Here is a 17422-nt window from a genome sequence, read left to right on the forward strand (position 1 = left end):
ACCCACCCCTGGTTTATCCGCTGCCCAGCAGTTCGGCGCCCTTCGCCTGGTATCGCGCATGCTCTTCTGCCGGTACGAGTGAGCCTCCCGTTGCCCAGATGACGTGGGTGGCATTCGAGTGGCAGGACCGCAGGCCGTGGGCGTCCAGATAGGCGCGGCCAGCCTCGGACTGCGCGAGGAACAAGGGACCGCGCGCTGCCGCGATGGCCGACGGTTCGAGCAGCAAGCCCTCCGTGCGCTGGAGGCGGCACACGTCGCGCAGCAGGTCGTCGTCGCGCACCGTGAAGACGCCACTGAGCCTGCGCTTCATCATCGGCGCCACCAGGTGCGAGGCCTGCGCCACGGCCAGGCCATCGGCATCGGTCTTGTTGTCCAGACCGATGTCGTAGACCGAGAGCGGGCCCTGGCCGCTGGCGGCCAGTTGCACCAGCATGCAGGGCGCGGCCACCGGCTCCGCGAAGAAGGTGTGTACCGCGTCGCCGAACAAGGCCTTGAGCCCGTAGGTGATGCCGCCGGGTGAGCCGCCCACGCCGCAGGGCAGGTGCACGAACAGCGGTCGCTCGCGACTGGGCGTGCGGCCGATCGCGTCGAGCTGTCGCGCGAGTTCCTGTGCGGCGACCGCATATCCCAGGAAGAGCTCGGCCGAGCGCTCGTCGTCCACGAAGTGCACGCTCGGGTCAGTGGCGGCGCGCTGGCGGCCGCCCTCCAGTGCGTCGGCGAAATCGCCGGCGTGTTCGACGACGCGGATGCCCCGCTCGCGCAGGCGCCGCTTCTTCCATTCCTTGGCATCGGCGGACATGTGCACTTCGGCCTGAAAGCCCAGGCCGGCGGCGATGAGTCCGATGCCCAGGCCCAGGTTGCCCGTGCTGCCCACCGAGATGGTGTGCCGCGAGAAGACGGCGCGTGCGGCGGGCTGTTGCAGCACGATCGGGTCTTGCCCCGGCTGCAGCAGGCCGTGCGCGGTGGCCAGGCGTTCCGCGTGCGCCAGCACCTCGTGAAAGCCCCCCCGCGCCTTGACCGAGCCCGCCACCGGCAGCGCGTGGTCGCCTTTGAGGAACCAGGCACCTTGCCCTCCGAGCAGAGCGGAAAAGCGCGATAGCGGCAGCAACCCGGACTCCACGCGGCCATCGAGTGGCTCCAGCGCCGGGAACAGCGCACGCATGAGACCGCGAAAGCGGTTGAAGCGCGCGGCCGCAGCGGCGATGTCGAAGCCGGCTTCCAGCGCGCCGGCACCGGCGGCCATGGACTCGGCGTGGGGGTTCACCCACAGCAGCGGCTCGCGCTCACGCAGCCGGGTCAAGAGAGCCGGCCCGATGCGGGCGGCGGCATCGGGGAGGTGTTCAGAGGAGGCGGCCATCAGCAGGCGAAGTCGGGTGCGTCGCGGTGGAGTTTGCGCACGAAGGCGGCCCACATGAAGCGCTTTTGTTCGTGGCGGTCTTCGAACAGGGCGCGGCCTTCCTCGGCCACCTCGTCGCGCATGGGGATGTGGGGGCGTGCACCGGCCATGACCTGCACCTGGATGCGGCAGGCCTTCTCAAGGTAGTACATGTAGAAGAAGGCGTCGGCCACGGTGGGGCCGCAGGTCATCATGCCGTGCGACTCCATGATCAGCGCGGGGTGGTCGGCGATGCAGGCCACCAGCCGGTCCTTCTCGTGCTCGGGAAAGTGGATGGTGTCGTACGAGTAGCGGCCGATGCGCTTGTAGAAGTGCAGCGACATCTGGTTGAGCGGCAGCAGGCCCTCGGGCATGGAGGCCACCGTCATGCCGGCCAGGGAATGCGTGTGGATGACGCAGTGCGCATTGGGGCTGCGCGTGTGCACGGCGCTGTGGATGTCGAAACCCGCGGGGTTCACCGGCCAGGGAGAGTCGCAGATCTTGTGGCCATTGACGTCGATCTTGACGAGCGAGGTGGCGGTGACTTCCTCGAACATCATGCCGTAGGGATTGATGAGGAAGGTGGGCACGTCGGTGTCGGGAATGCGAACCGAGATGTGCGTGAAGATCGCATCGTCCATGTTGAGGGTGGCGATGAGGCGGTAGGCCGCCGCCAGATCGACGCGCGTCTGCCATTCGCCGGCGGAGTAGCGCGCCGGGTCCGGGTTCGGGATGTCGGGCATGCGCTCGGCCATGGCATTGCTTTTTTCCTCGACCTTGATGGTCTCGGTGGATGAGGAAGAACGGGTGGAAAGCACGATGTCTCCAGAGGACTACTTGAGCAGGCCGGGGATGGCCAGGGACAGGGCCGGCACGTAGGTGATGACACCCAGAGCGAGCAGAGAGGCGGCGATGAAGGGAAGGATCTCTTTCACCGAACTCTCGAAAGACACACCCGCGACGCGGCTGGTGACGAACAGGGACAGGCCAACCGGTGGCGTGATGGAGCCGATCATGAGGTTGACGTTGACGATCACGCCGAAGTGCACCGGGTCGATGCCGTACTGCTGCACCACCGGCATCAGGATGGGCACGAAGATCACCATCGCGGCGAAGTTGTCGAGCACCATTCCCACGAGCAACAGCAGCACGTTGATGATGATCAGCAGCATCAGCGGGTCGGATGTCACGCTCAGCATCGTCGAGGCCACGCCCGCGGGGATCTGCTCGGCCACGATGACCCAGGCCAGCAGGCTGGCCGAGCCGATCATCAGCAGGATCTCGCCCATACCCTTGGCCACGTCCCAGGAGAGGTGCAACAGCTGATCGGCGCGGATGCGACGCATCAGCACGGCCAAAGCCAATGCATAGGCCAGGGCCACCGCGGCGCCTTCGATGGGCGTGAACACGCCGCCACGGATGCCGCCCACGATGATGATCGGCAGGATCAGCACCGGAATCGCTCGCCTGAGCGCGACGCCGGTCTTCAGGGCCGGCGCGGCGTCGTGGGCGGGGATGCGCCCGCGTCGCGACAGGATGTTGACCGTGAACATCTGGAAGACGACGATCACCACGCCGGGCAAGATGCCCGCCATGAAGAGGTCGATCACCGACACGTCGGCCAGCACCGAGAACAGGATGAAGGTGATGCTGGGCGGAATGATGGGCGCCACGATGGAGCCGGCGGCGGTGAGCGCGGCCACGAAGGATGCGCGGTAGCCTTGCTCGACCATCTTGGGCTTCATCAGCGCCGTCAGGGCGGAGGCGTCCGCCAGGGCCGAACCCGAGATGCCCGCCATCATCATGTTGGTGCCCAGGTTGGCCATGGCCAGACCCGCGCGCAGGCGGCGCAACAGCACGTGCGCCAGATCGAGCAGGCGCGCCGTCAGACCGGAGGTGTTCATGACCTCACCGGCCAGCATGAACATGGGCACGGCCAACAGCAGGAACGAGTCCATGTTGTTGAACATGCGCTGCACGATCAGGTTGGTGGGGAATCCCTGCACCCAGATGTAGCTCGCCGAGGCGAGCCCGATGGTGGCCCAGATGGGTGCGCCCAGCAGCAGCAGCACGCCCCCGACCAGCAGCAACAGCGCCATGGCTTCATTCATCGCGACCTCGCCAGATGTGCAGGAGACGCAGCAGCGCACCACCGATGACGATGAGCCCGGCGATCGGAAACACCGCATACACCCAGTTCAGCGGGATTTCGGCCGCGGACGATCTGGGCGAAAACTCTGCAAGGAATGACACACGCGACCCATTGATCACGAGGAGCAGCGCGAAGCCGATGGCCGCCAGCGAGGCCAGCGTGCGGCTGGCCTTGCGCAGCCAGGGGCGTCGGCTGTCCTTGATGGCGGAGAAGGCGATGTAGCGGTCTTGCGCCGCCAGCGTCGCCGCACCCAGCAGGCCTGCCCAGATCATCAGGAAGGTGGAAACCTCTTCACCCCATGCGAGCGAACTGCCCAGCACGTAGCGGAAGAACACCTGAGCGATCAGAAGGCCGGCCACCACCAGGGTGGCGATGCCGACGATGCCGCGATAGAGACTGGCCAGATGAGCCATGGCTCAATGCTTTCAGCGAGCGGCGTTGACGGCGGACTGCCAGGCCTGCAGCGCGGGGGCGCCCACGCGGCGTTCCACGTCCTTGATCACAGGCGGTTGCGAGGCCTTGGCCAGCTCGGCCATGTTGGCGGCCGGCATGTCCATGACTTTCACGCCGAAGCCCGGCAGATCCCTGGTTTCTGCCTTGACGACGTCTTCGTCGACGTACTGGCGCTCCAGCGGCGTGAGCGAACTCAGCGAGTTGAATACGAGGGTTCGCAGATCGGCGGGCAGCTTGTCGAAAAATGCCTTGGAGCCCAGCACCAGGATCGGGTCGTAGATGTGCTTGGTGAGCGTGAGGAACTTGAGCTGCTCGTGCACGGGGGTCTGCGAGAAGATGTAGCTGGGGTTCTCGACGCCGTCGATGATTCCTTGCTGCAGCGAGGTGTAGACCTGGGCCCAGCCGATGGGCGTGGGGTTGGCGCCCACGGCCTTCCAGGCCGTGATGTGCAGCGGCGCTTCCATGGTGCGCAGCTTCAGGCCCTGCATGTCGGCGGCCTTCATGGCCGGGGCCTTCACCGTGGCCAGGTTGCGAAAGCCCTGTTCCCAGGCCGCGAGGCCCACCAGGCCCACCTTGCCAAGGTTGGCGAACAGCATCTTCTCTCCGCCGTTGTCCAGGAACTTGCGCGCGTGCGCCGCGCTGTCGAACTGGAACGGGATGTCGAGCAGGGCAAAGGTCGGGTCGAAGGCGGCCGCAACGCCGTTGGGCGTCAGGGTGATTTCGATCGACCCGGCCTGCAGGCCTTCGACGCCTTCGCGCTGGCCGGCGAGCTGACTGGAATGAAAGATGCGTACCTCGATCTGCCCTTTCGATTCGGCCTCCACCTTCTCCTTGAACTTGAGCATGGCCTTGTGGCCCGGGTGGTTCACGGTGACCGCGTGCGAGACCTTGATCACGTGCTTCGCCGCCCAGACGGGGCCGGCCAGACCCAGTGCACAGGCGACGGCCGCCACTTTCAAGGCATCACGCCTCAGACCGGAAAAAGTTCTCATGGGTACCTCTGTGGTGGTGTGGGGAGGGGTGGAATGCGGCGCCATCCTATGTGTCGTCAATGTTAACTGTCAACTGTTGCATGTTAACTGTCGACAAGAGGCGGTTCCCTTGGGCATAATCCGCCCGCTCCGTGGCCATGAAAAGGCCGCGCCAAAGGAGAAACCGTGAGCTTTGAAATGGACGCAAGCCCCCTGTCCGACCTGGCCCCCGTGAGCCGCGACAGCCTGCAGCATCAAGCGAAGCAGGCCATCGTGCGGTCCATCCTCAACGGCCTGTTCATGCCTGGGGAGCGGGTGGTGGAGACCAAGGTGGCCGAAGGACTGAACCTGAGCCGCAGCACGGTGCGCGCGGCCCTGCAGACCTTGATCCAGGAAGGACTCCTGGAACAGGAGAGCTTTCGCGGCACCATCGTGATGCCGGTGACGGTGCGCGGGGCCGAGGAGCTGGAAACCATCCGCGAGTCACTCGAGCAGCTTGCCGTGCGGCAGGCGATCGTGCACGCCTCCGATGCCGAAGTCGCCGAGTTGAGAGCGCGGTACGAGCGCGCACTGGCCGCCGCCGCCAACCAGGACGTCGGCCTGGCGTACCACCTGGACCTCGCCATGCACCAGCAGATCGTGGCCATGGCGCACCACAGCCTGCTGTCGCGGCACTTCGCGCTCATCGAACACAAGATGCTGCTGTACATGGCGCACGCCGGCGGGCCGCATCTGTCGGCCGAGGGATTCCGACGCCAACACGAAGACGTGATGGAAGGTATTGCCAACCGCGACGAGGCGCGCGCGCTCAAGGGGCTGGACCGCCATTTCGTCGAGGCCACCAGTTTTCTGGTGGGCATGTTCACCAACAAGGAGACCACGCATGACTGACGCCTCGGCGGTGCCCGATCTGGTGATTCGCCAGGCGACGGTGATGGATGGCACTGGCGCTGCCGCACGCGTGGCCGACGTGGCCGTGCGTGGCGACCGCATCGTGATGGTGGCAGACCGCATCGAGGGGCGCGCACCGATGGAGATCAACGCCAAAGGCCAGGTGCTCGCTCCCGGCTTCATCGACGTGCACACACACGACGATCGCGTGGTGATCGACGACCCGATCCACCTGTGCAAGATCAGCCAGGGCGTGACCACGGTGGTCACCGGCAATTGCGGGGTGAGCCTGGCCCCCTTGTCGCTGGAGCAGCGGCCGCCGCCGCCGCTGGACCTGCTCAGCGGCGATCCGCGCGCCTTCTTCGCGCGTTTTGCCGACTACCTGGCCTACCTGTCGGCCGAACCTGCGGCGGTGAACGTCGCGGCCCAGGTGGGGCACTCGACCTTGCGCGTGGCCACCATGAGCGATCTGCGCCGCCCGGCCACGCCGGGCGAAATCTCCGCCATGCGCCGCCTGCTCGAAGCCAGCCTCGATGCGGGTGCGATCGGCCTGTCGACCGGCCTGTTCTACCGGACGGCCGATGCATCCAGCACGGAAGAGGTGATCGCGATCACCGAGGCCATGCGGGGCCGGCCGCGCGCGCTCTACACCACCCACATGCGCAACGAAGCGGACCACATCGACGAGTCGCTGCGAGAGACCTTCCGCATCGGCCGCGAGACGGGCGTTCCGGTGGTCGTGTCGCACCACAAGTGCTGCGGCACGCGCAACTTTGGCCGCGCGCCAGAAACGCTGGCGCTCATCGACGAGGCGAACGCCCGGCACCCCACGGGGCTGGACGTGTACCCCTACGACGCCGCGTCGAGCGTGCTCGACGTCGAGAAGTTTTCCGATGCGAGCCGCATCCGCATCAGTTGGTCGCAGGCCGAGCCCGCGGCGGCGGGGCGTGACCTCGCCGAACTCGCGGCGGAGCGCGGCCTGAGCATGAAGGCAATGGCCGATCGGCTTCAACCCGCGGGGGGCATCTACTTCATGATGGACGAGGCCGACGTGCAGACCATCCTCAAGCACCCGCGCAGCATGATCGGTTCGGATGGCTTGCCGAGCGACACCCATCCGCATCCGCGCCTGTGGGGGACCTTCCCCCGCGTGCTGGGACACTACTCGCGCGACCTGAAACTGTTCCCGCTGGAGACCGCCGTGCACAAGATGACGGGCATGTCCGCCCGGTATTTCGGGCTGGTGGACCGTGGCGAGATCCGCGAAGGTGCGTTTGCCGACATGGTTCTGTTCAGCGCCGACGACATCATCGACACCGCCAACTTCGATGCGCCGGCGACCCCGGCGCGCGGCATCCGGTCGGTGTTTGTCAACGGGCGCAAGGTGTACGCGGACGGTCAGGCCACCGGGGCGCGTCCTGGCCAGGTCCTGCGAAGACCCGACTGAGGCCGCGCCACCCACCGCTGTCCGGCCGCGGGCCGGACGCTCACAGCTTCTCCGTCTCCCCCGCCTTCGGCTGCCACTTCATCAGCCGTTTCTCGATGCGTCCCACCATCGCGTCGAGAACGAGCGCGAAGGCGGTGAGCACCAGGATGCCCGCCATCACCGTGTTGATGTCGAACTGCCCCTCGGCCTGCAGGATGAGGTAGCCCACGCCTTGCGATGAGCCGAGGTACTCGCCCACCACCGCGCCCACGAAGGCCAGGCCCACGCTGGTGTGCAGCGAGCTGAACACCCAGCTCGTGGCGCTGGGCAGGTAGACGTGGCGCAGCAACTGCTTCTGGCTGGCGCCCAGCATGCGTGCGTTGGCCAGCACCACCGGGCTCACTTCCTTCACGCCCTGGTAGACGTTGAAGAAGACGATGAAGAACACCAGCGTGACGCCCAGCGCCACCTTGGAGCCCATGCCCAGGCCGAACCACACCGCGAAGATGGGTGCCAGGATGATGCGGGGCATGGAGTTGAGCGCCTTGATGTAGGGCTCCAGAATGGCCGAGGCCATGGGCGACAGCGCCAGCCACAGTCCGCCCGCCAGGCCCGTGACGGCGCCGATGCCGAAGGCCATCAGGGTCTCGGCCAGCGTGATCCACAGGTGCACGTAGATGTCGGCGTCGCCGACGAACCAGGCCCAGATGCGCACGAAGATCTTCAGCGGTTCGCCGAAGAAGAACGCCGCCTGGCGGTCGTTGTCGAACATGAAGGTGGGCACCAGGCCGGGCGTGGTCATCACGTGCCAGAACACGAAGATGAGCACCAGCAGCGCGAGTTGCCACAGCGTGAGGTTGCCCGGGCGGGGCTTGAGGAACTTCCACATCGGATGAAGGGCCGCCCTCAGGCGACCTTGCGCAGTTGTTGCTGGTAACCCTTGAGCACCTCATCGCGCAACACGGCCCAGATGGCGGCGTGCAGCTCGAGGAAGCGCGGCGTGGTCTTCACCTCGGCCACGTCGCGCGGACGCGGGATGTCGATGGCAAAGTCGCCGATGGGGCGGCTGGCCGGGCCGGCCGACATCACCACCACGCGGTCGCTCATGGCGATGGCCTCGTCGAGGTCGTGCGTGATGAACAGGACCGCTTTTTTCTTTTCCGCCCAGAGTTGCAGTACCTCGTTCTCCATCAACTGCCGCGTCTGGATGTCCAGCGCGGAGAAGGGCTCGTCCATGAGGATGATGTCGGGGTCGAGCACCAGCGTTTGCGCCAACGAGGTGCGCTTGCGCATGCCGCCGCTCATCTGGTGCGGGTAGCGGTCGCCGAAGCCGCCCAGGCCCACGCGGCGCAGCCAGTCGTCGGCCTGCTCGCGGGCCTGGCGCTCGGGCACGCCGCGGAACTGCAGGCCGGCCATCACGTTCTGGATGCCGGTGCGCCAGGGCATGAGGCTTTCGCTCTGGAACATGTAGCCCGCGCGCGTGTTGATGCCCGTGAGCGGCTCACCGAAGATGCGCGCGCTGCCCTTGCTGGGCTCCAGCAGGCCGGCCGCGACGTTGAGCAGCGTGCTCTTGCCGCAGCCGGTGGGGCCTACCACGCTGACGAACTCGCCCGCTTGCACCTGGAGGTCCACGCCCTCGACCGCGGTGTAGCGCTGGCCGGGGGCGTCCTTGCTGACGAAGGTGCAGGCGACCCCCTGCAGATCGATCGCTGCCGAGCTCATCTCATCCTTTCGGGTACTTGTTGTTGGCCTTCTGCGCGAAGCTGTTGGTGTAGACCGCGTTCAGGTCGAGCTTGGCCTTGGCGATCGCCGGGTCCACGCTGCCCAGGGCGCGGAAGGCGGTCTCGGAGCCTTTGGCGGGGAAGGTGCCGTCGGGCGACAGCGCCTTCTGCGCGGCCAGGAATCCGTCGATGTAGACCGCGCGGTCGCCCAGCAGGTAGCTCTCGGGCACCACCTTGATGATGTCGCCCGGGCCGGCTTTCTGGATCCACTTGTTGGCGCGCACCAAGGCGTTGGCCATGGCCTGCACGGTGTTGGGGTTCTTGTCGATGAAGGATTGGGGGCAGTACAGGCAGCCGGCCGGCATGGGGCCGCCGAAGACCTTCTCGGCCTCGCTCACGATGCGCGTATCGGAGACGATCTTCAGGTCGCCCGAGCGCTGCAGCAGGGTGATGACCGGGTCGAGGTTGCTGATGGCGTCGATCTGGCCCGCGCGCATGGCGGCCACGGCACCGTTGCTCGCGCCCACGCCGACGATGCTCACGTCGCTGGGCTTCAAGCCCGCCTTGGCCAGCACGAAGTTGACCAGCACATTGGTGGAGCTGCCCGGCGCGGTCACGCCGATCTTCTTGCCCTTGAGGTCGGCCACGGACTTGAAGTTGGCCATGGTCTTGGGGTTCACGCCCAGCACGATCTGCGGCGCCAGGCCCTGCAGCACGAAGGCGCGCATGGGCTGGCCCTTGAACTGCATGTTCACCGTGTGCTCGAAGGCGCCCGACACCACGTCGGCGCTGCCGCCCACCACGGCCTGCAGGGCGCGCGAGCCACCGGCGAAGTCGACGATGGTGAGGTCCAGGCCCTCGTCCTTGAAGTAGCCCAACTGCTCGGCGATGGTGAGCGGCAGGTAATAGAAGAGGTTCTTGCCGCCGACGGCGATGGTGCACTTGGGCTTCTCGAGGCCTTGCGCGAGGGCGAAGCGGGGCAGGCTGGCGGCGGCGAGGCCGCCGGCGACGAAGTGGCGTCGTTGCATGTCTTGTCTCCTGAAGGCGAAGGCGGGTGGTCCCGCCGGGATGGGTGCCCGTCGATGATAGACCGGGGGGTGTACCCGCCGAGCCGGGCGGGGTGGGGGATTGCCCTAGCGTGCGCGGTGGCCCAGCGCGGCCGACAGCCGCGCGCCTTCTTCCTTCAGCACCGCCACGATCGCGCGCACGCGCTCCTCGTCCACGCGCACGCCGGGGCCGAACACCGCCAGCGAGCCCTTCACCTGGCCGTCGCCGCCGAAGTAGGGCACGGCCATGGCCACGGCGCCCTTGATGAGTTCGTCGCGGCTGATTTCGTAGCCCTGCTCGCGGATGGTCCGCAAGCGGTCGAGGTAGGCCACGAGGTCCATGTCGCGCGCGCCATCGCCGCCCAGGTAGGTCTCGGGCGCGGCCACGTGCGCCAGGATCACGCGGCCGCTGGCGCCCAGGGTCACGTCGGTGCTGTAGCCCACGCCGCGCTTGAAGCTCAGCGGCTGGGCGCTGGGCAACTCGGCCACGCAGGTGCGGATGGCGCCCTGGTGCACCAGCAACGAGACGGTCTCGCCCGTGGCTTCCCACAGGCGCCGCATCATGGGCTGCGCCACGGTGGCGATGTCCAGCCCCGCGCCCCACACGTGCGCCAGGTGGGCCACCGACGGGCCCAGTTCGAAGCGCTGCGGCTCGCCCGAGGACACGATGAAGCCCTTGTGCTCCAGCGTGCGCAGCAGGCGGTACAGCGTGGGGCGGCTCAAATCCACGCGCCTGGCCAGTTCGCCCGCCGTCAGGCGGTGGTCGGTGGCCGTGAAGGCCATCAGGATGTCCAGCGCCCTGTCCACTGCGCGGACACCTTCTCCTGCTTTTTCGGCCGTTTCCATGGTTCTGCCCCTGATGACTCGCTGATCGTCGATGTTACGCAGCCAGATTGTCCGTCTGATGGACATGTGGATCATCTGTTGACACAGATCAAGTGTGTCCACATAATGATCCATCTGTCCGCCACGAGGACAGCGACCCCGCAGGAGATGTTGGATGAACAAGGAAATGTCCGAAACGCTGACCCGTGTCGGCCCCGGTACCCGCATGGGTGAACTGCTGCGCCGCTACTGGGTGCCCGCGCTGGCCTCGAAGGAGATCCCCGAGGCCGACGGCCCGCAGGTGCGCGTGCAACTGCTGGGCGAGAAGCTGCTGGCCTTTCGCAACACTGACGGCAAGGCCTGCCTCATCAGCGAGTTCTGCTCGCACCGTGGTGTGTCGCTGTACTTCGGCCGCAACGAGGAGAACGGCATCCGCTGCGCGTACCACGGCGTCAAGTTCGACGGCGACGGGAAATGCGTGGACGTGCCGTCCTCGCCCCAGTCCTGCGCCCGCATGCACATCAAGGGCTACCCCTGCGTGGAGCGTGGCGGCATCGTCTGGGCCTACATGGGCCCGGTCGAGCACCAGCCCGCGCCACCCGAGATCGAGTGGTGCACCCTGCCCGACAGCCACGTGTTCGTCTCCAAGCGGCTGCAGTACAGCAACTGGCTGCAGGCCATGGAAGGCGGCATCGACACCGCGCACGTGTCTTACGTGCACCGCTACGAGGTCGACACCGACCCGATGCACCAGGGCGTGAAGGCGCTGGACTACATCAAGGCCGACGGCAACGTGGTGTTCGAGATCGAGAAGACGCCCTACGGCCTGGGCCTGTTCGGCCGCCGCAACGGCGAGCCCGACTCTTATTACTGGCGCGTCACGCAGTGGCTGTTCCCCTGGTTCACGCTGATCGCGCCCTTCGGCGAGCACGCGCTGGGCGGTCACGTGTGGGTGCCCATCGACGACTACCACTGCTGGGCCTGGAGCATCAACTGGCAGCCCTTCCGCCCGCTGTCGGACGAGGAGCGCGCGGCCATGGAAGCGGGCCAGGGCATCCACGTGGAGTACGAGGCGCCGGGCAGCTTCGTCCCCAAGGCCAACCGCGACAACGACTACGGCATGGACCGCGTGGCCCAGCGCGAGAAGCGCTCGTACAGCGGCATCTTCGGCTTCTCCGCGCAGGACTACTCACTGCAGGAAAGCATGGGCCCGATCCAGAACCACGAGGCCGAGCAACTGCTGCCCACCGACAAGGCCATCGTGATGGCGCGGCGCATGCTGTCGGAGGCCGCGATGGGCATCGAACAGGGCGTCACCCCGCCCGCGCTGGACGCCAGCCAGCAGCGGGTGCGGCCCGCCGGCGTGCTGCTGCCCAAGGAGCAGAACCCCGTCGACTGGGCCAGGGAGCACCTGGCCAACAGCATCGACAAGCCGGTGTTCAGCCTGTGAAGGCCTGAGCCGGTTCGACCCCACCAACCACAGGAGACACGACATGTTCCCACGCCGATCCCTTCTCGCCGCCGCCCTGCTGGGCGTGGCCGCCGCCAGTCCTTCGTGGGCGCAGAACGCGGCCGACTGGAAGCCCACCAAGCCCGTGCGCATCATGGTGCCCATCGTGGGCAGCACCAACGACGTGCTCGCGCGCCTCGTCGCACCCAAGCTGCAGGAGGTGTTCGGCCAGCCCTTCGTGGTGGAGAACAAGGGCGGCGCGGGCGGCAACATCGGCGCGCTGGACATCGTGCGCTCCGCGCCCGACGGCCACAACCTGCTGGTGGGCTACAACGGGCCGCTCGCCATCAACGTGAGCCTCTTCAGCAAGATGCCCTACGACCCGGTGAAGGACCTGGCGCCCATCACGTTGGCGGTGAAGGCGCCGCAGTACCTGGTGGTGAACCCGGCCACGGGCATCACCAGCGTCAAGGAATTCATCGTCACCGCCAAGACCAACCCGGAGAAGCTGAACTATGGCTCGGTGTCGGTGGGCAGCGCCTCGCACCTGACGATGGAGATGATGAAGTCGGAGGCCGGCTTCAACATCACGCACATTCCCTACCGGGGTGCCGCGCCCGCGGTGTCCGACCTGGTGGCCGGCATGGTGCAGACCGGCTTCTTCGTGCCGGGCAACGTGCAGGGCTTCGTCAAGGAAGGCAAGCTGCGCCTGCTGGCCAGCACCGGACTCAAGCGCTTCCCCAGCACGCCCGACGTGCCCACGCTGGCGGAGTCGGGCCTGAAGGACTTCGAGGCCACCTCGTGGATCGGCTTCCTCGCGCCGGCGGGCACGCCGCCGCACATCATCAAGCGCTACAACGAAGAGATGGTGAAGATCCTGAAGTCGCCCGACATCCAGGCCCGTCTGCACGAAATGGAGTTCGAGGTGGTGGCCAGCTCGCCGCGCGAGTTCAGCGCCTGGATCAACTCGGAGATCAAGCGCTGGGGCAAGGTCATTCAGGACAACAACATCAAGCTGGACTGAGAACGGGCATGGCATCGTTGCGAATGGCCGGCAAGGTGGCCTTGATCACGGGCGGGGGCGCCGGCATCGGCGCGGCCGCGTCCGCCCTGTTCTGCCGCGAGGGCGCGGCGGTGGCGATGGTGGACGCCGATTCGCAGGCGCTGGAGCGCACGCGCGCGGCCATCCTCGAAGCGCAGCCCGAGGCGCGTGTGCTGGGCATCGCGGCCGATGTGTCGGACTCGGCGGGCGCGCAGGCCGCCGTGGCGCGGTGCCTTGACGCGTGGGGCGCGCTCGACGCGCTCGTCAACAACGCGGCCATGCGCAACTACCTGCCGGCGGCCGACGTGTCGCCCGCCGATTGGCAGGCCATCGTGGCGGTGAACCTGGCGGGCATGTCCAACTACTGCCAGGCCGCGCTGCCGGCGCTGCGCCGCGCGGGCGCGGGCGCCATCGTCAACGTGTCCTCGTGCTACGCCGTCACCGGCCGCCGGGGCATGGCGCTGTACGACGCCACCAAGGCCGCGCAACTGGCGTTCACGCGCACGCTGGCGTTCGAGGAATCGGCCCATGGCGTGCGCGCCAACGCGGTGTGCCCGGGCTCCACGCTGACGGACTTCCACGTGGGCCGCGCCTCGGCGGCGGGCAAGAGCGTGGAGCAGCTCAGCACCGAGCGCAAGGACAGCTCGCTCATCGGCCGTTGGGCCCGGCCCGAGGAGATCGCCGCGCCGATCCTGTGGCTGGCCTCGGGCGAGGCTTCGTTCATCACCGGCACCACGCTGATGGTGGACGGCGGCCTGCACATCATGTGAGGTGTCTGTCATGACGACCGCCACGCTCAAGGCCCGCGTCCACTGTCTGCGCTACGAGGCGCGCGACGTGGTGAGCGTCGAGCTGCGTCCCGAGCAGGCGGATGTGGTCTTTCCCCCGCACGAGCCCGGCGCGCACATCGACCTGCACCTGGGCAATGGCCTGGTGCGCAGCTACTCGCTGCTCAACCCGGCCGGTGAGGCGGGGCGCTATGTGGTGGGCGTGTTGAAGGACCGTCAGAGCCGCGGCGGCTCGGCCTTCGTGCACGAGCGGTTGCGCGTGGGGCAGTTGCTGACGATCTCGGCACCGCGCAACAACTTCGCCCTGCACGAATCGGCCGGGCACTCGGTGTTCGTGGCCGGTGGCATCGGCATCACACCCATCCTGTGCATGCTGGAGCGCCTGTCGGCCTCGGGGCGTTCGGCGGATCTCATCTACTGCGCGCGCTCGCGCGCCGACGCGGCCTTCGTCGAGCGCCTGAACGAACTGGCCTCGCCCACGCTGCGCGTGCACTGGCACTTCGACGACGAGGCCGGTGGACCGCCGGACCTGCGCGAGCGGCTGACCCCGTTTGCCAAAGACAGCCACCTCTACGCCTGCGGCCCTGGGCCCATGTTGGACGCCTTCCTGTCGGCGTGCGAGGCGCTGGGCTTGCCGAACGCGCACATCGAACGCTTCGCCGCCGCGCCGGCGCCGGCCGGCGCGGCCGAGGCTGCCGCCTTCACCGTGGAACTGCGCCGCAGCGCGCGCCGCATCGAGGTGCGAGCCGACTGCTCGGTGCTGGACGCCATGCTGGAGGCCGGCTTGTCGCCCGACCACAGTTGCCGCGAAGGCCTGTGCGGCGCCTGCGAGACGCGCGTGCTCGAAGGCGAGGTGGACCACCGCGACAGCATCCTCACGGAGAGCGAGCGCGCGGCGAACAAATCGATGATGGTTTGCGTGTCCCGCTGCCGCTCGGCGCAGTTGGTGCTCGACGCCTGAGGGCGCGCGGGGCTCAGCCCACCGGCAGCCCATCCACGAACACCTTGAGTTCCTCCGGCTCGAAGGCTGTCCACACCTCGTTGCTCGTGAGCGGTGTGGTCACGATCACGGCCGCGCGGTCGCCGGGCTGGTTGAGATCGGCGAAGTTCACCGTCCAGTCGCGGTCCTTCAGTGTGGCCTGCGAGAAGGGGTGTTGGCGCACCAGCCAATGCAGCTTCGTGCTGCAGTGGGCCCACAGCGCCTCGCCATTGGATAGCAGGAAATTGAAGGTGCCGAAACGGCGCACCTGCGGCACCAGCTCGCGCAGGGTGCGGGTGAGCTCGTCCACGCTGGGCAGGCCGGCGTGTGACTTGGCCAGCTCCTGCATCAGCCAGCAGAAGGCGCGCTCGCTGTCGGTGGTGCCCACGGGGCGGAAGTGGCTGTGCAGGTTCGGCGCGTAGTCTTTCAGGTCCCCGTTGTGCGCGAACACCCATTGACGGCCCCACAGCTCGCGCACGAAGGGGTGGGCGTTTTCCAGCGCCACTTCGCCGATCGTGGCCTTGCGCACGTGGGCGATGATGTTGCGGCTCTTGAGCGGGTAGCCCTGCAGGAAGGCCGCCATGGGCGAGTCGTGCGCGCTGCGGTGGTCGATGAACAGGCGCAGACCCTTGCCTTCGAAAAAGGCGATGCCCCAGCCGTCGGCGTGGTGGTCGGTTCTGCCGCCGCGGTCGCAGAAGCCCGTGAAGCTGAACGACGCGTCGGTGGGCGTGGCGCAGTTGAGGCCGAGCAGTTGGCACATGGGGCGGATTCTGCCTCGTCGTCGCTGGCTCAGGCCTGTCCGGTCTGCCGCTCGGGCGGTGGTGGCACCGGTGGCGTGGGGGGCCGCAGGCGCAGGGCGGCCAGCACGGCCAGCGCACAGATGCCGGCCAGCATGAGGAAGGTTTCGTCAAAGGCCGCGATGCGCGCGGGCGTGGTGGGCGAAGCGTCGAGCGGCGCGCCGTGCGCCGCCAGGCGCCACTCAAGAAAGATGCCGCACAGGCTCACGCCAGCGGCGCCACCCAGCATGCGCAGGAAGTTGATGACGCTGGCACCCTGGGGAATGTGGGCCGGGCCCAGGCCGCGCATGGCGCCGATGTTGAGCGAGGGCAGGATGAAGCCCAGCCCGATGCGCCCCACGATGGCCCAGATCACCAGCAGCGGGATGATGCGCGTCGCCTGTTCCAGCCGGATCGTCACCATCAGTGCGAACGAGGCCGCCAGCAGCACCAGGCCGATGCTGACCAGGCGGTGCGTGGGCTGGCGGTCGGCCAGGCGGCCCACGGCGGCGATGCTGATGGCCAGCACCAGGCCCGAGGGCAGCAGCACCGTGCCCACCACGGAAGGCGAGAGCTGAAGGCCCATCTGCATGTACACCGGCAGCAGGTAGGTGGAGCCGAACAGTGCCACGCCGTAGATGAAGGCCACCAGACTGCCCATGGCGAAACGGCGGTCGGCGAACAGGCTCAGGTTCATCAGCGGCTCGGGCCCGTGCGCGTGGCGGTGCGCGTGCAGCATGCGCCGCGCGAGCCAGATGAACACCAGCAGCAGGGCCACCGCGCTCATCAGCAGCGTGGTGGCCACCAGCGGTGTACCGCCCTGCAGCTCGACCAGGCCATTGAGCAGGCACAGCGTGCCCGCGGTGGCCAGCAGCAGGCCGCGCCAGTCCAGCGCGGCGCCCGCGCGGTTGGCGTCTGCGCCGCCCGGGGCGGTGGTGGGGATCAGCTTGCGCGCCAGCCACAGCGAGACGAGGCAGAACGGCACCACCATGAAGAAGATGGAGCGCCAGCCGAACCAGTCGACCAGGATGCCCCCGATGCTGGGACCCAGCGCTGGCGCCAGCACCACTCCCATGCCGAAGATGCCGCTGGCGCGCCCCTGTTCGCTGGGCTCGAAGGCACGCAGGATGATGATGGCCGGGATGGGTTGCACCACACCGGCGGCCAGTCCCTCGGCCACGCGCGCAGCCAGCACCAGCGGGTAGTGGTTGGCCAGGCCGCCGGCCACGCCGCCCACCAGCAGCAGCCACATGCAACCCGAGTAGGTGGCGCGGTAGCCGTAGCGCGCCAGCAGCCAGGGCGTGGTCAGCATGGACACGGTCATCGCCGCCATGAAGCCCGAGGTGACCCACTGCGCGCGTTCCTGGCCGAGCGTGAAGTGCTGGCTCATGTCGGGGATGGCCACGTTGACCACGGTGGACGACATGATGGACGCCATGGTGCCCACCATCACCGCCAGCAGCAGCAGCCAGCGGTAGCGCGGGCCATAGCGCTCGCGCAGCGCGGGCAGGCCGTGGGGGTTGGGGG

At 67.7% G+C, this 17422-nt stretch carries 17 protein-coding genes; 6 read left to right on the forward strand and 11 right to left on the reverse strand.

Translation table 11 applies throughout. From position 1 onward, the window contains the following. Nucleotides 1–13: 13 nt before the first annotated feature. The 5 genes from BN948_RS23930 to BN948_RS23950 are packed head-to-tail and all read right to left on the reverse strand — an operon-like array spanning nucleotide 14 to nucleotide 4933. Nucleotides 14–1357 (reverse strand): D-serine ammonia-lyase, encoded by a 1344-nt coding sequence (locus BN948_RS23930; protein ID WP_009515575.1) that lies wholly within the window; start codon nucleotides 1355–1357, stop codon nucleotides 14–16. Further along, on the reverse strand, nucleotides 1357–2193 hold the full coding sequence (locus BN948_RS23935; RefSeq protein WP_009515577.1) for a class II aldolase/adducin family protein: 837 nt from the start codon (nucleotides 2191–2193) through the stop codon (nucleotides 1357–1359). Before BN948_RS23935 ends, BN948_RS23930 begins: the two co-directional genes overlap by 1 nt. Before the next feature lie 15 nt (nucleotides 2194–2208). After that, nucleotides 2209–3486, reverse strand: a complete 1278-nt coding sequence (locus BN948_RS23940) for a TRAP transporter large permease (RefSeq protein WP_009515579.1) — start codon at nucleotides 3484–3486, stop codon at nucleotides 2209–2211. After that, a complete protein-coding gene (locus tag BN948_RS23945) occupies nucleotides 3479–3940 on the reverse strand; it encodes a TRAP transporter small permease (protein ID WP_035624363.1) in 462 nt (153 codons plus the stop codon). The genes BN948_RS23940 and BN948_RS23945 overlap by 8 nt, the downstream gene beginning before the upstream one ends. 12 nt (nucleotides 3941–3952) lie before the next feature. After that, the gene (locus tag BN948_RS23950) at nucleotides 3953–4933 is read right to left on the reverse strand and encodes a TRAP transporter substrate-binding protein (RefSeq protein ID WP_236953984.1); all 981 of its coding nucleotides are present in this window, start codon (nucleotides 4931–4933) and stop codon (nucleotides 3953–3955) included. 216 nt (nucleotides 4934–5149) lie between these two features. Here BN948_RS23950 and BN948_RS23955 point away from each other — a divergent pair, with 216 nt between their 5' ends. Both BN948_RS23955 and BN948_RS23960 read left to right on the forward strand, forming a co-directional pair. After that, nucleotides 5150–5842 (forward strand): GntR family transcriptional regulator, encoded by a 693-nt coding sequence (locus BN948_RS23955; RefSeq protein WP_035624366.1) that lies wholly within the window; start codon nucleotides 5150–5152, stop codon nucleotides 5840–5842. Then, nucleotides 5835–7289, forward strand: a complete 1455-nt coding sequence (locus BN948_RS23960) for an N-acyl-D-amino-acid deacylase family protein (RefSeq protein WP_009515587.1) — start codon at nucleotides 5835–5837, stop codon at nucleotides 7287–7289. The genes BN948_RS23955 and BN948_RS23960 overlap by 8 nt, the downstream gene beginning before the upstream one ends. 40 nt (nucleotides 7290–7329) lie before the next feature. Here the strand turns inward: BN948_RS23960 and BN948_RS23965 are convergent, their stop codons facing one another. From BN948_RS23965 to BN948_RS23980, 4 genes are all read right to left on the reverse strand, one after another. Then, entirely contained in the window at nucleotides 7330–8157 is an 828-nt protein-coding gene (locus BN948_RS23965; protein WP_009515589.1) for an ABC transporter permease, read from the reverse strand. A 17-nt stretch (nucleotides 8158–8174) separates the two neighbouring features. Beyond that, nucleotides 8175–8990: an ABC transporter ATP-binding protein gene (locus tag BN948_RS23970; protein WP_009515591.1), complete on the reverse strand. Its 816-nt coding sequence runs from the start codon at nucleotides 8988–8990 to the stop codon at nucleotides 8175–8177. A 1-nt stretch (nucleotide 8991) separates the two neighbouring features. Further along, nucleotides 8992–10017 (reverse strand): ABC transporter substrate-binding protein, encoded by a 1026-nt coding sequence (locus BN948_RS23975; protein ID WP_009515593.1) that lies wholly within the window; start codon nucleotides 10015–10017, stop codon nucleotides 8992–8994. 105 nt (nucleotides 10018–10122) lie between these two features. Further along, nucleotides 10123–10881 (reverse strand): IclR family transcriptional regulator, encoded by a 759-nt coding sequence (locus BN948_RS23980; protein ID WP_009515594.1) that lies wholly within the window; start codon nucleotides 10879–10881, stop codon nucleotides 10123–10125. Nucleotides 10882–11035: 154 nt separating this feature from the next. Between BN948_RS23980 and BN948_RS23985 the strand changes: the two genes are divergently transcribed. From BN948_RS23985 to BN948_RS24000, 4 genes are read left to right on the forward strand one after another with little or no spacing between them, the layout of a single operon-like run. Continuing rightward, on the forward strand, nucleotides 11036–12310 hold the full coding sequence (locus BN948_RS23985) for an aromatic ring-hydroxylating dioxygenase subunit alpha (protein ID WP_009515596.1): 1275 nt from the start codon (nucleotides 11036–11038) through the stop codon (nucleotides 12308–12310). A 43-nt stretch (nucleotides 12311–12353) separates the two neighbouring features. Then, nucleotides 12354–13334 (forward strand): Bug family tripartite tricarboxylate transporter substrate binding protein, encoded by a 981-nt coding sequence (locus BN948_RS23990; protein WP_009515598.1) that lies wholly within the window; start codon nucleotides 12354–12356, stop codon nucleotides 13332–13334. 8 nt (nucleotides 13335–13342) lie between these two features. Next, a complete protein-coding gene (locus tag BN948_RS23995) occupies nucleotides 13343–14122 on the forward strand; it encodes an SDR family NAD(P)-dependent oxidoreductase (protein ID WP_009515600.1) in 780 nt (259 codons plus the stop codon). A gap of 10 nt (nucleotides 14123–14132) precedes the next feature. Then, complete coding sequence (locus BN948_RS24000; protein ID WP_009515602.1) at nucleotides 14133–15101, forward strand: PDR/VanB family oxidoreductase; 969 nt, start codon at nucleotides 14133–14135, stop codon at nucleotides 15099–15101. A gap of 13 nt (nucleotides 15102–15114) precedes the next feature. Here the strand turns inward: BN948_RS24000 and BN948_RS24005 are convergent, their stop codons facing one another. Both BN948_RS24005 and BN948_RS24010 read right to left on the reverse strand, forming a co-directional pair. Continuing rightward, a complete protein-coding gene (locus tag BN948_RS24005) occupies nucleotides 15115–15879 on the reverse strand; it encodes a class II glutamine amidotransferase (RefSeq protein ID WP_009515604.1) in 765 nt (254 codons plus the stop codon). Between the two features lie 29 nt (nucleotides 15880–15908). Then, nucleotides 15909–17422 (reverse strand): MFS transporter (locus BN948_RS24010; protein WP_035624369.1); only part of this gene is annotated, 1514 nt, incomplete at its 5' end.

The sequence above is a fragment of the Hydrogenophaga intermedia genome (assembly GCF_000723405.1).
Classification (GTDB): domain Bacteria; phylum Pseudomonadota; class Gammaproteobacteria; order Burkholderiales; family Burkholderiaceae_C; genus Hydrogenophaga; species Hydrogenophaga intermedia.